We start from the raw sequence: 13,849 nt of genomic DNA on the forward strand, positions 1-13,849 counted from the left end.
AATGCTCCTATGTGCGAGCCCATAGTTATAGCGGGTATCGGGAGCGCCGTGATAGGATTTAAGATGAAGCAATTTCATCGTGATAGTGAAGAAAAATCATGTCCGTATTCGACCGCATCGAACTCGCCGACCTGCGGGTCTTTCTCACCATTATGCGCAGCGGCAGTTTCAAGGGCGCGGCCATCCAGCTTGGGCTGACGCCGTCGGCGGTCAGCCACGCCATGCGCAGGCTGGAGGAGCGGCTCGGCGCCAAGCTGCTGAACCGCTCCAGCCGGGCGCTTGCGCCGACCGATACCGGACGCTCGCTGGCGCAGCGCCTGGAGGAAGGGTTCGACAAGATCGGCCAGGCGCTGGCCGAGCTGGACGCGCCCGGCGCCGGCCGCTATGGCGAGTTGCGCATCAATGTCTTCGCGGACGCGGCGCATTTGCTGATCGACCCGGCCCTGCCTGAATTCGCCCGGCTCTGCCCGGAGGTGCGGCTCACCGTGGTGGTGGAGGACCGGCCCATCGATATCGTGGCGGAGGGGTACGACGCCGGCATCCGCTACGGCCATTACATCCCGGAGGACATGATCTCGGTGCCGCTGAGCGGGCCGCAGCGCTGGGTGGTGGCGGCGGCGCCGTCTTACCTGGCCGCGCGCGGCGAACCGCTGCAGCCGGCCGACCTGGCCGGGCATAACTGCCTGCAGCTGCTGCTGGGGGATAATTCAAGCTACAAGTGGGAACTGGGCCGGGGACGCAAGAAATGCCGCCTCCGCGTGCCCGGCGCGATCACGATCAACGATACTGCCAGCTCGATCGCCGCCGCGAAGGCGGGCGTGGGGCTGGCGTATTTCCTGGAGCAGCGCATTGCCGGGGAGCTGGCGGACGGCAGCCTGCAACTGGTGCTGGAGGAGCACGCGGCCAGGGGCGAGCCGTTCCACATGTATTACAGCAGCCGGCGGCACAACCATCCCGCGTTGCGCACGCTGGTGAATATCATACGCGCCCAGCAATCGCTGGCCAGGCTGCGCTGAAAGCTTACTGCGCGACGACCTTGCCGAAAAAGCCGTATTGCAGGCTGGCGGCGATGCGGCGCGCCACGGCGAGGAATTCATCGGCCAGCGCGGGCGCGAACAGGCGCGCGGCGGTCGTCTCGAACAGCGCCAGCCAGCGGCGGAAGTGCTGCGGTTCGATGCCGGCCAGCTGCATGTGGGTGCCGAACACATTGCCCTGGAACTGCTTGGTGCCCATCATGACGGTGCTCCAGAACGCCACCATGCGCGCCAGGTGGGGGTCCCAGTTGTCGCCGATGGCGGCGTCGAACACCGGCCCCAGTTCCGGATCGGCGCGCACACCGTCGTAGAATTGGTGGACCAGGGCGGTGATGGTGGCGGTGTTCAGTTCTTCGTACTGCATGGCTTACTTTCGGACGGGGGCGGGCGGGGTGGGCGCGTTCAGCGCCGGAAAACGGTAGATGCACCAGCCTACGGCCGCCGCCACGGCAAGGATGATGAGGAAGGCGCCGGTGAGCGCCTGGTCGTCCTTCAGGTAGGCGTTGCAGAGCTGTTCGGGCACGTCCTGGTACAGCATGCCGGCGATGGCGGTCATGGCGCAGAAATTCCCCAGATAGAACAGCTGGATGACGATGTTGGCGCGCGCGATGGAGGCCGGCAGCGCGGCCCCCAGCAGCGCCCAGGAGGCGAATTTGGCCAGCTCGTAGCCCGGCATGGTGAGGGTGAATTCGAGCGCGCGCGGTATCATCCAGTAGCTGCTGACGATGAGCAGCGCGGTGAGGCCGGTGAGGCCGTGGCGGTCTATGCTGGCGAACGGTGCGCTGTTGCGCACGGCGCGTCCGAACAGCAGCAGGCCGCCGAAGAAGATGACGGGAATTTGCAGCACCATGTGGCCCAGCATGGTCGCTTCCAGCAGGTCGCGCAACAGGAAGGCCGCGCCCAGCAGCAGCGCGCCGCAGAGCTGGCCGAACAGCCGCAGCCGCGGCCGGTCGCGCCTGGCCAGTTTGTGGGCCGGCGCTTCGGCCGCTGCCGCAGCGGAGGTGTCCTGGCTCGCGGCGCGGTTCACAGCGCGGCTCCTGCGGCAGCCGTGCCTGCCGCGGCGGACGGCGCCATGGCCGCCGCCGGGAGCGGGGCAGCGCCGGCCCGGACGGCGGCGGGGGCTGAGCCCGGCCCCGCGCCTGCCATGGCCAGTGCGGTATTGAGCGCGCCCTTGCCGTCGGTGAAATCGACCACGCGCGCCAGGCGGCCTTGCTGGTCCACCAGGTGGAAAGCGGCGTTGTGTTCGAACTCGCCCAACGGGGCCGGCAGCACGACGATGCCGAAAGTGTCCAGAACCTGCTGGCGCTGTTTCGCATCCGGCATGGCGAGGAACTGCCAGCTCTCCGGCAGGGCCTTTTGCTTGCCGGCATAGCTGGCAAGCAGCTGCGGCGTGTCGCGCGGGTCGAAGCTGATGCTGATCAGGCGCACCTTGTCCTGCAGGCCGCGCTGGCGCAGCGCATCCTGCATCTGCTGCACCTCGGAGCCCAGGATCGAACACATGGCGTTGCACTGCGTGTAGATGAAGGTGACGATGGCCACGCGCGGGTCGTCGCGCAGGGCCTGTGCCAGCGTGGCCGGCTGCGGCTGGCCCGTGGCGGCCACCACCTGCGCCACCGGCAGCGTGCGCGGGTTTTCCGCGATGTCGAGGCGCCGTCCGGCTTCGGTCGAGATGACACGAAAGCCGGAGGTGCCGGTATACAGGGCCGCCGTGCCGAGGGCGGCGAGCAGCAGCAGGGCTGCAGCGGTACGGTAGGTGCTACTTGCGTTTTTCCAGCTCTTCATCGCCATTCCATGGATCTTTACGCTCCTTGCCTTCCTCGCGCACGGCTTTCACCGCGTCCGCGCCCACACTGGCCGCGCTGTTGCCGAACTGGCTACGGATATGAGTGAGCACCGCTGCCAGTTCGGCGTCGTTCAGCTTGTCCTTGAAGGCAGGCATCTGGCCATTATAAGCCGCACCCTTGACTGTCAGCTTGCCCGTCACGCCGTGCAGCACGATGGCGGCGGCCAGCGCCTCCTTGCCGGTCACCCATTCGGAGCCGGCCAGCGGCGGGAATACGCCGGGCAGGCCGGCGCCGCTGGCCTGGTGGCAGGCCACGCATTGCGCGCCGTAGATCTGTGCGCCGTCCACCGCGCCGGCCGCTCCGGGCGCGCCGGCCGGCTTGGCCATCAGGGTGGACAGGGTGCGGCGGTCGCCCAGCGCCGGATCGTCGTCGCCCTGGGTAGTGAGGATGTAGTAGATGGCCCAGGCGAATGCCGCCGTGACGGTCAGCAGCACCAGCTTGGGTACCGGGCGGCCCTGTTCATGCGGGTCGGGATTTTCGCGCTGCTGCGCGTCGTGGCGGGGCAGGTCGGTCTTCATTTGAGGATCACCGGATAGGTATGGTCCAGCCCTTGCAGATAGGCCACCATGTCCAGCACCTCCGGCTTGGCGACGACGATCTTGCCGGCCGGGTTGTAGCCCGGCGGCAGCGTGACCACCCGGTCGCCCGGCTCGGCGGCATCCTTGATGTCGAACAGGTAGGGGTAGGCCGGCATGATGGAGCCTGGCGTGTAGGCGCGCGGCTGGTACAGGTGGCCCAGGTGCCAGTCGGCGCTGGGCTGGCGCGCGCCGATGTTGAACAGGTCCGGCCCGGTGCGCATGGTGCCCAGCAGGTGCGGCTTGTCGTAATGGTAGTCGGCGGCCACCGAGGCGCGGCCCCAGCCGCGCTTGTCGTCCGGTGCCTGCGCCCGGTCGCGCGGCTGCTGCGAGTGGCAGTACACGCAGCCGTTGCTGATGTAGGCGTCGCGTCCGCGCTGCTGCGCCATGGTGTAGGGTTTCAGCCCGGCCGGCGGCGCCGCCTTGCTCAGCTGGATGTGCGGCACCACCACCAGCGCCGAGGTGGCCAGGGCCAGCGTCACCATGGCGCCGCCCAGCAGTTTCAGTTCGTCTTGCATGCTTACGCTCCTGCCAGGTTGGACGATGGCGCGGCGGCGGTGCTGCGGGTGTGCAGCAGCGCGGCGCCGATGCGGCGCGGGCCGTTGCGCAGCGCCATGGCGGCGAAGTGGCCGGCGAACACCATGTGGCCGAAGGTCATGATGGCGCCGCCCAGCGACCGGCTTTGCAGGTAGGGGATGGTGACGGCCACCGAATCCATGAAGGGCTTGGAGGCGTCCAGCATCGCCAGGCCCTGCAGCCAGCCGCCCGTGGTCAGGCCGATGAAGTAGATCGAGAAGCCCAGCACCACCAGCCAGAAGTGCGCCGCGATCAGGCTGGGGTAGGGCCATTCCCAGGCCATGATGCGCGGCATGACGAAGTAGATGGCGCCGAACATCACCATGGTGAAGAAGCCGTACAGCCCCAGGTGGGCGTGCGCCACCGTGAAATGCGTGAAGTGGGCCACGGTGTTGACCGCGCGCAGCGCTTCGATCGAGCCCTGGATCGAGCTGACCGTGTACATCATGCCGCCCAGGACGATGAAGCGCAGCGTGGGCGAGTAGATCAGCTTGGAGAAGTAGCCGCGCATGGTCAGGTGCTGGTTGATGGAGAAGGAGATCACCGGCACCACCATCATCACGCTTTGCACGATGGACAGCGTGATCAGCCAGCCCGGCACCGGACCGCCGATCAGGTGGTGGCCGCCCACCTGGCCGTAGAAGAAGGCCAGGGTCCAGAAGCCCAGCAGCGACAGGTTGTAGGATTGCACCGGGCGGCCGATGATCTTGGGCAGGAAGTAGTACACCGAGGCGAGCGCCATCGGCGTGTAGAACAGGCCCAGCACGTTGTGCCCGAACCACCAGTTCATGGCGGCCTGCTGCACGCCGAAATGCACGGCCGGCAAGTTGCCGATCAGGAACAGGATCGGGAACCAGAACAGCGCCGCGCCCATGTACCAGACCGACACGTAGAGGTGGTGCACCTTGCGGTTTTGCAGCGTATATACCAGCGGCAGGCCCACCAGCGCGCCGCCGGCCACCAGCAGCAGGTCCACTTGCCAGGGTATCTCCAGCCACTCCAGGCCGTCGCTCAGGCCGACCGCGATGCAGCCCAGGCCGGCGATCAGGCCGGCGTTCCACAGCATGCAGCCGAGGATGGCGTAGCGGGCGCCCACCAGCGGCGTCTTGAGCAGGCGCGGCAGCAGCCAGATGGCGATGCCGAACGCGGCCATGGGGGCCCAGCCATAGGCCACGGCGTTCAGATGGATGGTGCGGATGCGGCCGAACGTCAGCCAGGCTTGCTGCACCAGCCAGTCCGGCTCGTGCAGTTTGATGGAGCTGGTCAGCCCGGCCAGCGAGGCGACGATCAGCCAGGCCATGGCGCAGGCCAGGAAGACAAAGGCGACCAGGGCGCTGGAACGGTCGGCCTCGATGCGCGCGGCCAGTTCCTGCTGCTGTTCGGCGTGCTGGCCGGCGTCCAGCACGGACTTGACTTCGCCGGGCACCGGCCTGGCCAGTTTGGCGCGCTGGGCGTCGCTGGCGGCCGGCTCCTCGCCGTGGCCCAGTTCGCCGGTCGAGAAAATCACATGCGCGGCCGCCGCGTCGTTGTCGAACATGCGCTTGCGCAGCGACCAGATGAACACCAGCAAACCGGTGACCGACAGGACAAACGAGGACAGCAAGATGGTGACGGTATCCATGACGGACCTTGGCCTTTCCTGATTTAATCTGCTCCCTAGTGTCACAGAAAGCGCACCGTGTGTCTTTCTGGAAAATGGGGGAGTCCGCTATAAAAGCTATATAATGGATACCACATTAAGCATGTTACAGTAGGGGCTGGTATAAAGCAATATATTGCATGCATGTTTAAATCCGGACGCCACCCGACCTACGCCACGCCATGAGACTGACTTCGTTTACCGACTACACGCTGCGCTCGCTGATCTACCTGGGCATGAACCGCGACAAGCTGGTCACGATTCAGGACATCGCCGACTTGCACAGCATCTCCAAGAATCACCTGACCAAGGTGGTGCACCAGCTGGGCGTCAACGGCCTGGTGGAAACCGTGCGCGGGCGCAACGGCGGCCTGCGCCTGAAGCGCGAGCCGGCCGACATCAACATCGGCGCCGTGGTGCGCGAGAGCGAGAGCGATTTCTACATGGCCGAATGCTTCGACGGCGAGCACAACACTTGCGCCTTCAATGGCGCCTGCTACCTGAAGACCAAGCTGGAGGAGGCCACCGACGCCTACCTGAAGGTGCTGGACGGGGTGACGCTGGCCGACTTGCTGCCCAAGCGGGGCGCGCCGAAGGACGGCCAGCTGCATCCGCTGCAGCTGATGCCGAAAACCCAGGCCGAACGCCTGGCTTGACTCTTTAAACCAGCAGCGCCGCGTTCATGGCCTCGGCGTCCTTGCCGGCCTGGGCCAGTAGTTCTTCCATCATTTCCTCATCGATGAACAGGTCGATCACCGATTCCGAGTGCGGCGGCAGTTCGCGCGGCGCGGCTTGCAAAGGTGAAGCCACCGGCGACAGGTGATTGGCCAGCAGCAGCGTGTCGAGCAGCGATTCGGGCGGAATCTGCAGGAAGCTGTCGCGCATGCCCTGGATGGCGGTGCTGACCGGCTCGGGAATGTTGAGCTTGTTCAGCACTTCGCGCGTGATGATTTCCTCGCTGGCCGGCTGCCAGTTTTCCGGGTCGTCTTCCAGCAGGCCGGGAAACTCGTCGGCGCGCGACAGCAGGTAGAAATTGCCCACTTCATGCACGATGGCGGCAAACAGCGCCGTGTCCGGGTTGGTGTAGGTGACGTCGCGCGCGATGATGCGGGCCAGGCAGGCCACGTACACCGTGTGCTGCCACAGCTGTTCGGCCTTGGCGCGCAGGGCCGGGTCGGCGATCTTGCTGCCGAACTGGCGCACCACCATGGCGGCGGCCAGCGCAAACAGGTTGTGGTAGCCGATGCGCATGATGGCGGCGCGCACATTGGTCACCTCCGGGCCGCCGGTGCGGTTGAACATGGCCGAGTTGGCCAGCGCTACCGTGCGGGCGGCCAGCTGGGGCTCGGCCAGCACCAGGCGGATCGCTTCATCGATGGGGCATTCGGGGTCGTCCAGCGCGAGTTGCACGCGCAGCGCCGCGTTGACGCTGGTGGGGAAAACCAGGTCGCCGCGTATCGCCAGGGCGGCGATGTGGCCATAAGCTTCAAGTTTATTCATGCAAAAATTATACGCAGTGCGCGGTGGCCGCACAACGGCCAATCGCAGCCGCTGCCGGCCGGTGGTGCGGGCACAACGGCGGGCACGGCCGTTGGCCGCGCCGCAGCTTAGGCATTGACCAGTTGCGGGGCGCGCTGGCCGGGCTGCCGGCTGTAGCGGCTGACGGACAGGTCGTCGGCCAGGATGGCGGGGCGCTTGGCCGAGATGATGTCGGCCAGCAGCTGCGCCGAGCCGCAGGACATGGTCCAGCCCAACGTGCCGTGGCCGGTATTGATGAACAGGTTGCGCACGGCGCTGCGGCCCACCACCGGGGTGCCGTCCGGCGTCATCGGGCGCAGGCCGGTCCAGAAGCTGGCGCTGGCGGTGTCGCCGGCGCCGGGGAACAGGTCGTTGACCACCATTTCCAGCGTTTCGCGGCGGCGCGGGTTCAGCCGCGTGTTGAAGCCGGCGATCTCGGCCATGCCGCCGACGCGGATGCGGTCGTCGAAGCGGGTCACGGCGATCTTGTAGGTTTCGTCCAGGATGGTCGAGGCGGGGGCGCGCGCCGCGTCCACGATGGGCACGGTGATCGAATAGCCCTTCAGCGGGTAGACCGGGATCTTGACGATGTCCTGCAGCAGCTGGGTGGAGTAGGAGCCCATGGCCACCACGTAGCTGTCCGCATGCACCAGGCCGGCGTCCGTGACCACGCCCTTGATCTCGCCGCCGTCCATGACCAGGCTGCGGACCGCGGTGTTGTAGCGGAATTTGACGCCCAGCTCTTCGGCCATGGCGGTCAGGCGGGTGGTAAACAGCTGGCAGTCGCCGGTTTCATCGTTCGGCAGGCGCAAGCCGCCCACCAGCTTGTCCTTGTCCAGGCCGGGTTCGGCGCCGACCAGCTGCTCGCGGCTCAGCAGTTCGTAGGGCACGCCGGTGTCCTTCAGTACTTCGATGTCCTTGGCGGCGCCGTCCATCTGCTGCTGGGTGCGGAACAGCTGGGTGGTGCCTTGCTGGCGGCCCTGGTATTCGATGCCGGTGGCGGCGCGCAGCGCCTTGAAGCAGTCGCGGCTGTATTCGGCCAGGCGCACCATGCGCTCCTTGTTGACCGCATAGCGCTCGGCATTGCAGTTCTGCAGCATCTGCCACATCCATTGCAGCTGGAACAGGGTGCCGTCCGGCGTGATGGACAGCGGCGCGTGGCGCTGCAGCATCCATTTCATGGCTTTCAGCGGGATGCCGGGGGCGGCCCAGGGGGAAGCGTAGCCGGGGGAGATCTGGCCGGCGTTGGCGAAACTGGTTTCCTGCGCGGACGCGGGCTGGCGGTCCAGCACCGTGACGTCGTGACCGGCCTGGGCCAGGTAGTACGCGGTGGTGACGCCGATGACGCCGCTGCCAAGAATCACGATACGCATAACGCTCCCTTATAGATTTTAATGGCTTGCGCCAGATATAACGCTATGATAAGTTGCTTCAACCAGTATTTGTTACTATATAAAAGCCGATATTCAGTAAAAAATCATGCGAACACAGAAAGATTCGGTCCGTACCCTGGACAAGCTGGACCGCAAGATCCTGCGCATCCTGCAGGAGGACGGGCGGATTTCCATGAAGGATTTGAGCGAACAGGTGGGGCTGTCGATCACGCCGGCCATCGAGCGGGTCAAGCGCATGGAGCGCGACGGCGTCATCACCGGCTACCATGCCCGCATCGACCCGCCGGCGCTGGGGGCCAAGCTGCTGGTGTTCGTCGAGATCACGCTGAACACCAAGTCGGCCTCGATGTTCGAGCAGTTCCGGCGCGAGGTGCTGCGCATCCCGGAGGTGCAGGAGTGCCACCTGGTGTCGGGCGACTTCGACTACCTGATCAAGGCGCGCATCCACGAAATGGCCGAGTATCGCAAGCTGCTGGGCGAGATGCTGCTGCAGCTGCCGGGGGCGGCGCAAAGCAAGAGTTACGTGGTCATGGAAGAGATCAAGGAAACGCTGTTCCTGTCCACCGAAGCGGTCTGATACACGGTTGAGCGTTATCAAGGTTGCCACATCCTGTAAGATCACTATAATGATTTCGACTAGGGGGCGCCATGTCCGCCTACGAATTCGATCTGAGCCGGTACGCCGAACGTCTGGAAATGGCTGGCGTGCCAGGGGAGCAAGCCTTGCTGCATGCTGAACTGACCGCTGAAACGCTGCAGCAACTGGTCACGAAGGACTATTTGCACAGCGAGCTGCTTGCGCAGGAAGCGCGCATGGATGCCCGCTTTGCCGCGTTCGAAGCACGCATGGAGACGAGCCTGGCAAAGTTGCAGGCTGATCTGTTCCGCTGGCTCTGTATCGCAGTCTTCGTGCAAGGCGGTTTCATACTCGCCTGTTTGAAATTACTAGCTTGAGTACTGGATGGATGCCGAAAAACCCTTAGAAATCCGCACGCTGGACGAACACCTGTCCTCCGATCAAAGCTTTGCCTCCGCGCTGGCGCGTACCGTGGGCGCGCTGGCCGCTGCCGACGGCACCGTCACGCTGGGCCAGTTTGCCGCCGTGACCGACCTGGCCGGCGAAGGCAAGGCTTCCGCCGTATTCACCGCACTGGTACTGAACGCCATCGAGTCGGGCGTGAGCGTCGATTGGGCGCTCAATGCGCTGGCGCGCTGCGCGCCGGCGGTGGACCTGCAGACCCGCGAGCATGCCTATGACATGCTGCGTCCGCTGGTGGCGCTGCAGGGAGCCAAGGCGCGCGCGCTGGCGCAGCGCGTGGCCAAGGCGCTCGACCTGCGCCTGCGCACCGACGAGCTGGCCATGCTGCCGCCCGATGACGAGCGCGGCCTGCTGGGCAGCATCGGCCAGCAGGCGCGCAAGCTGGTCAAGGGGCGCGGCCTGGGCGACGTGGTGGCCGACTTCGGCCGCAGCACCGGCCACACGGAATTGATGGACGGCGCGCGCCGCTTCCAGGGCGGCAAACTGGACCAGGCGCAGTTGCGCGGCATGGTGCAGCAGGCCACCGCCAGCATAGGGCAGGGCATCCGCGCCTATCAGGAACTGGCTGCCAGCATGGCCGCGTCGGCCGCCAACGCGGACCGCATGATGGCCTCGGCGCTGGAACTGCGCCACCAGGTGCAGCAGCGGCTGGCGCTGGTGGACGCGCGCGTGGCCTACGAGCGCAGCATGCTGTTCCAGGATATCGACGATGCGGTGCACGATGCCGGCAACGCCATCGAGCTGGCGATTGCCGACCGCCTGGCCACCGACCAGTGGAAGGACGGCGACGTGTGGGAAAGCATAGGCCGCAACCAGTTCGGCCAGGAGATGGAGCGCCGGCTGGACCGCGTGGTGCGGCGCAAGGAAGAGGCGCTCAAGCTGATGCAGCACGACTTGCGCCTGTTCCAGTCCGGCATGCGGCTGGGGCAGACCAATGTGTTCCAGCGCGAACACCATGCGGCGCTGGCCAAGCTGATGCCCAGCTTGCGCATCGGCACGCGGCTGGTCAACACGGTCGATACGGCCGCCAGCCTGACGCTGATGGGCGGCGCGGTGGCGGCGGCGGGCACCGGCACGGTGGCCTACCTGTTCGGCGTGGCGGTGGTGATGCCGGTGCTGGCGCCGGCGGCGCCGTTTGTCGGCGGCGCGGTGCTGCTGGCGGGCGCGTTCAAGTGGTTCGCCGACGGCGGCAAGCGCAAGCGATCGGAAATCCGCGACAAGCGCCGCGCCTTCGAGGAGGAACTGCGCGCGCGGCTTAAGGTGGCCGAGCAGTCCTACCTGGCGCAGCTGGACGAGGTGGCGCAAGGCTTCCATGAATCGGCCCGGCAGATGCTCACGCCGCTGTTGCTGGAGGCCGAGGCCGCCGGGCGCGTGCAGGGCATGCGCGAACGCATCGCCAGCAAGGTGATCGCCCAGTCGCAGGCCGCCATCGAACAGCTTGAGAACCAGCTGCAGCAGGATTGAGGCAGGATAGATGTCCCCGTCATGCGGCCTCAGTGCGCCATGTTGCGCGCGATGATGGCGTCGGCGGCCGCGCTGGCCTGCTGCAGCGGCTGGGCCAGCGCGCTGGTGCTGTAGATCGGCGCCCGCGGCATCGGGGCACCCAGCATGGGGCCGTCGGTCTTGCTGATGTCCACCTTCACCGTGGTGGACAGGCCGATGCGCAGCGGATGCCTGGCCAGCTCTTGCGCATCGAGCGCTATCCTCACCGGCACGCGCTGCACCACCTTGATCCAGTTGCCGCTGGCGTTCTGCGCCGGCAGCACCGAGAACGCGCTGCCGGTGCCTGCCGACATGCCCAGTACTTTGCCGTGGTAGGCCACCTTGCCGCCGTACAGGTCCGCCTCCACCGTGGCGGGCTGGCCGACGCGGATGTCGCGCAGTTCCGATTCCTTGAAGTTGGCGTCCACCCACAGCTGGTCCAGCGGCACGATGGACAGCAGCGGCATGCCGGGCGTGACGCGGGCGCCCACCTGCACGCTGCGCTTGGCCACGTAACCGGACACCGGCGCCACGATGGCGTTGCGGCGCGCGGCCAGCCAGGCTTGCATGTAGTCGGCGCGCGCCGCCTGCACGGCCGGGTGCTCGGCCAGTGCCACACCGGCCACGCCCGCGTGCGCCGCCGCGCTTTGTTGCAGCGCCACTTCGATCGCCGCCTGCGCGTTGGCCACGGCCTGGCGCGCGTGTTCCACCTCCTCGCCGGAGACGGTGTGGTCGGCCGCCAGCGGCGCGCGGCGGGCCAGGTCGTCCTGCGCGTTGTTCAAGGCCAGCCTGCGCTGGGCGACGGCGGCGTCGAACTGGCCGGCGTCGGCGTAGCGCTGGCGTTCCTGGCGCACGGCGGCGCCCAGGCGGGCCCGGGCCAGTTCCAGCGCCACCTCGGCGTCCACCGGGTCGAGCTTGACGATTTGCGCGCCGGCCTGCACCAGCTGGGTTTCGTCGGCGCCGATCTCGGCCACGTTGCCAGCCACTTGCGAGGATAGCGTGACGAGATTGCCGCCGACGTAGGCGTTGTCGGTTTCCTGCTGTCTGGACAGCACGGATTCGTAGTAGAAGGCGTAAGCGGCGCCGGCGGCCACGAAGGCCAGCGTGATGCCGGCCAGCACGCGGGTGCGTTTTTTGTTGTTGGCTGGGGCTGCGGCGGTGGTTTCGGGTGCGGTGGTCATGGCGAGCTCGGATTAGTTCAGGGTAAGTGCGGTGCCGGCGCGGTAGCCGCCGCCGAGCGAGTGGATCAGCGCGACTTCGGCTTGCAGCTGGATTTGCCGGAGGTGCAGGGCGGCATCCTGCTGGCGCAGCGCGTTCAGTTGCGCATTCAGCACGGCGTGCCGGGTGGCCAGGCCGCCTTGCAGCCTGGCCTGGGCGGAGCGCAGCAGGGCTTGCGCGGCGGTGCTGGCGGCGGCCTGTTCGCTGGTTTCGGCTTCCAGCGCTTGCACGGCGGCGGCGTCCTGCGCCACGTCGCGCACGGCGGCCACCACGGCGCGGTTGTACTCGGCCACCAGCGCGTTGCGCTCGCTGCGCGTACCTTCCAGTTGCGCGGCCAGGCGTTTGCTGTCGAACAGTGGCAGGGTGATGGTGGGGCCGACGAACAGCGTGCGGCTTGGTGCTTCCAGCAGGCGCTCAAGGGAGATCGAATTCAGGCCGGCGGCGGCGCTGATGTTGATGTCCGGGTAGAACGCGGCCTTGGCGGCGTCGATGCGGCTCAACGCGGCTTCCACGCGCCAGCGCGCGGCTTGCAGGTCCGGCCGGCGCGCCAGCAGCTCCATGCCGAGGCGCGACGGCAGCGCGTGCAACCCCTCGGGCAATGCGCGCTGCTGCAGCGCGGCCAGCAATTGCGCTGTGCTGGCGCGGGGCGCAGCGGGGGCTGCAGCGTCCGCCGTGCCAGGTGCACGCGTGCCGCCGGCGTGGGCGTCGGACTGGCCGGCGTTCGGCGCGTTGTCGCCGCCGAGCAGGGCGCGCAGGGCCTCGCGTTCGCGCAGGTTGTCGCCGTCAAGCTGGGCGAGCTGCTGCCTGAGCTGCGACAGCTCGGCGCCGGCTTGCCGCGCTTCGTCCTGCACGCCCAGGCCGCGCGCGATGCGCTTGGCGGCATCGGCGATCACGGCCTGCTGCGCGGCGATCAGCTGTTCCAGGTTGGCGCGCCGCGCCCAGCCGCCCTGCAGGCGGAAGTAGCTTTGCGCGATGGCCGCCGACAGCGCGCGCTCGGCTTGCGCGTAGCCGGCCCGGTGCGCGTTGAGCTCGCCCGCCGCCGCCGCCACTTGCGCCTTGTTGCGGCCCCACCAGTCGAAGTTGTAGCGCGCATCCACGCGCACGGTCTCTTCGGTGAAGTAGCTGCCGCCGATGGGCGCCGGGAACAGGCCGGTGCCGGAGTAGCGCTGGCGGTTCATGCCGCCGTACACGCCGGCTTCCAGCCCCGCCGCCGCGCGCGTGCGGTCCAGCGAAGAATGCGCCGCAGAGATGTGCGCGGCGGCCGCATCCAGGTCCGGGCTGGCGGCGAGGGCGGCCGAGATCAGGCGGTCCAGCTGGGCGTCGTGGTAGACCTCCCACCAGCGCGCTTCCGGCCAGCCGTCGCGCGCCAGCTTGATGTCGGCGGCGACCGTGGCGGCCGGCACGTCGCGTTGCGCCAGCGGGGCAGTGCGCTCGGCGGGAACGTGGGCGCAGCCGGCCAGCGCGAACGCGCAGGCAAGGGCGCTGGCCAGTGCGGACGGCGGGAGCAGGGGAGTACTTGTTCTCATAGTC

At 67.4% G+C, this 13,849-nt stretch carries 15 protein-coding genes; 5 read left to right on the forward strand and 10 right to left on the reverse strand.

What is annotated here, in order from left to right; genetic code table 11:
- The first annotated feature begins 98 nt into the window (after positions 1-98).
- Positions 99-1,016: a LysR family transcriptional regulator gene (locus tag ASD15_RS20265; protein ID WP_057156852.1), complete on the forward strand. Its 918-nt coding sequence runs from the start codon at positions 99-101 to the stop codon at positions 1,014-1,016.
- Positions 1,017-1,020: 4 nt separating this feature from the next.
- Here ASD15_RS20265 and ASD15_RS20270 read toward each other — a convergent pair whose 3' ends face one another.
- Genes ASD15_RS20270 through ASD15_RS20295 form a run of 6 tightly spaced genes read right to left on the reverse strand, consistent with a single transcriptional unit; the run spans position 1,021 to position 5,650 of the window.
- Entirely contained in the window at positions 1,021-1,398 is a 378-nt protein-coding gene (locus ASD15_RS20270) for a group III truncated hemoglobin (protein WP_057156853.1), read from the reverse strand.
- Between the two features lie 3 nt (positions 1,399-1,401).
- A complete protein-coding gene (locus ASD15_RS20275) occupies positions 1,402-2,061 on the reverse strand; it encodes a hypothetical protein (protein ID WP_057156854.1) in 660 nt (219 codons plus the stop codon).
- Complete coding sequence (locus ASD15_RS20280; RefSeq protein WP_082551999.1) at positions 2,058-2,816, reverse strand: SCO family protein; 759 nt, start codon at positions 2,814-2,816, stop codon at positions 2,058-2,060. The genes ASD15_RS20275 and ASD15_RS20280 overlap by 4 nt, the downstream gene beginning before the upstream one ends.
- Positions 2,791-3,396 (reverse strand): cytochrome c, encoded by a 606-nt coding sequence (locus tag ASD15_RS20285; protein ID WP_057156855.1) that lies wholly within the window; start codon positions 3,394-3,396, stop codon positions 2,791-2,793. Before ASD15_RS20285 ends, ASD15_RS20280 begins: the two co-directional genes overlap by 26 nt.
- Positions 3,393-3,971 carry a cbb3-type cytochrome c oxidase subunit II gene (locus ASD15_RS20290; RefSeq protein WP_057156856.1) on the reverse strand — a complete coding sequence of 193 codons (579 nt, stop codon included), beginning with the start codon at positions 3,969-3,971 and terminating at the stop codon, positions 3,393-3,395. The genes ASD15_RS20285 and ASD15_RS20290 overlap by 4 nt, the downstream gene beginning before the upstream one ends.
- A gap of 2 nt (positions 3,972-3,973) precedes the next feature.
- Positions 3,974-5,650 carry a cbb3-type cytochrome c oxidase subunit I gene (locus ASD15_RS20295; protein WP_057156857.1) on the reverse strand — a complete coding sequence of 559 codons (1,677 nt, stop codon included), beginning with the start codon at positions 5,648-5,650 and terminating at the stop codon, positions 3,974-3,976.
- A gap of 200 nt (positions 5,651-5,850) precedes the next feature.
- On the opposite strand from ASD15_RS20295, the gene ASD15_RS20300 reads away from it, so the two are divergent.
- The gene (locus tag ASD15_RS20300; protein WP_057156858.1) at positions 5,851-6,324 is read left to right on the forward strand and encodes an Rrf2 family transcriptional regulator; all 474 of its coding nucleotides are present in this window, start codon (positions 5,851-5,853) and stop codon (positions 6,322-6,324) included.
- A 4-nt stretch (positions 6,325-6,328) separates the two neighbouring features.
- Here ASD15_RS20300 and ASD15_RS20305 read toward each other — a convergent pair whose 3' ends face one another.
- The gene (locus tag ASD15_RS20305) at positions 6,329-7,168 is read right to left on the reverse strand and encodes an HDOD domain-containing protein (RefSeq protein WP_057156859.1); all 840 of its coding nucleotides are present in this window, start codon (positions 7,166-7,168) and stop codon (positions 6,329-6,331) included.
- A gap of 107 nt (positions 7,169-7,275) precedes the next feature.
- Complete coding sequence (locus ASD15_RS20310; protein ID WP_057156860.1) at positions 7,276-8,559, reverse strand: D-amino acid dehydrogenase; 1,284 nt, start codon at positions 8,557-8,559, stop codon at positions 7,276-7,278.
- A 106-nt stretch (positions 8,560-8,665) separates the two neighbouring features.
- Here ASD15_RS20310 and ASD15_RS20315 point away from each other — a divergent pair, with 106 nt between their 5' ends.
- From ASD15_RS20315 to ASD15_RS20325, 3 genes are all read left to right on the forward strand, one after another.
- Positions 8,666-9,157 (forward strand): Lrp/AsnC ligand binding domain-containing protein, encoded by a 492-nt coding sequence (locus ASD15_RS20315; protein WP_057156861.1) that lies wholly within the window; start codon positions 8,666-8,668, stop codon positions 9,155-9,157.
- A 71-nt stretch (positions 9,158-9,228) separates the two neighbouring features.
- Entirely contained in the window at positions 9,229-9,534 is a 306-nt protein-coding gene (locus tag ASD15_RS20320; protein ID WP_057156862.1) for a hypothetical protein, read from the forward strand.
- Between the two features lie 7 nt (positions 9,535-9,541).
- Entirely contained in the window at positions 9,542-11,083 is a 1,542-nt protein-coding gene (locus ASD15_RS20325; RefSeq protein ID WP_057156863.1) for a hypothetical protein, read from the forward strand.
- Positions 11,084-11,112: 29 nt separating this feature from the next.
- Here ASD15_RS20325 and ASD15_RS20330 read toward each other — a convergent pair whose 3' ends face one another.
- Positions 11,113-12,282 carry an HlyD family efflux transporter periplasmic adaptor subunit gene (locus tag ASD15_RS20330; RefSeq protein WP_057156864.1) on the reverse strand — a complete coding sequence of 390 codons (1,170 nt, stop codon included), beginning with the start codon at positions 12,280-12,282 and terminating at the stop codon, positions 11,113-11,115.
- Positions 12,283-12,294: 12 nt separating this feature from the next.
- The gene (locus tag ASD15_RS20335; RefSeq protein ID WP_082552000.1) at positions 12,295-13,845 is read right to left on the reverse strand and encodes a TolC family protein; all 1,551 of its coding nucleotides are present in this window, start codon (positions 13,843-13,845) and stop codon (positions 12,295-12,297) included.
- Between the last annotated feature and the right edge of the window lie 4 nt (positions 13,846-13,849).

Source organism: Massilia sp. Root351, assembly GCF_001425045.1.
Lineage (GTDB): Bacteria > Pseudomonadota > Gammaproteobacteria > Burkholderiales > Burkholderiaceae_D > Rugamonas.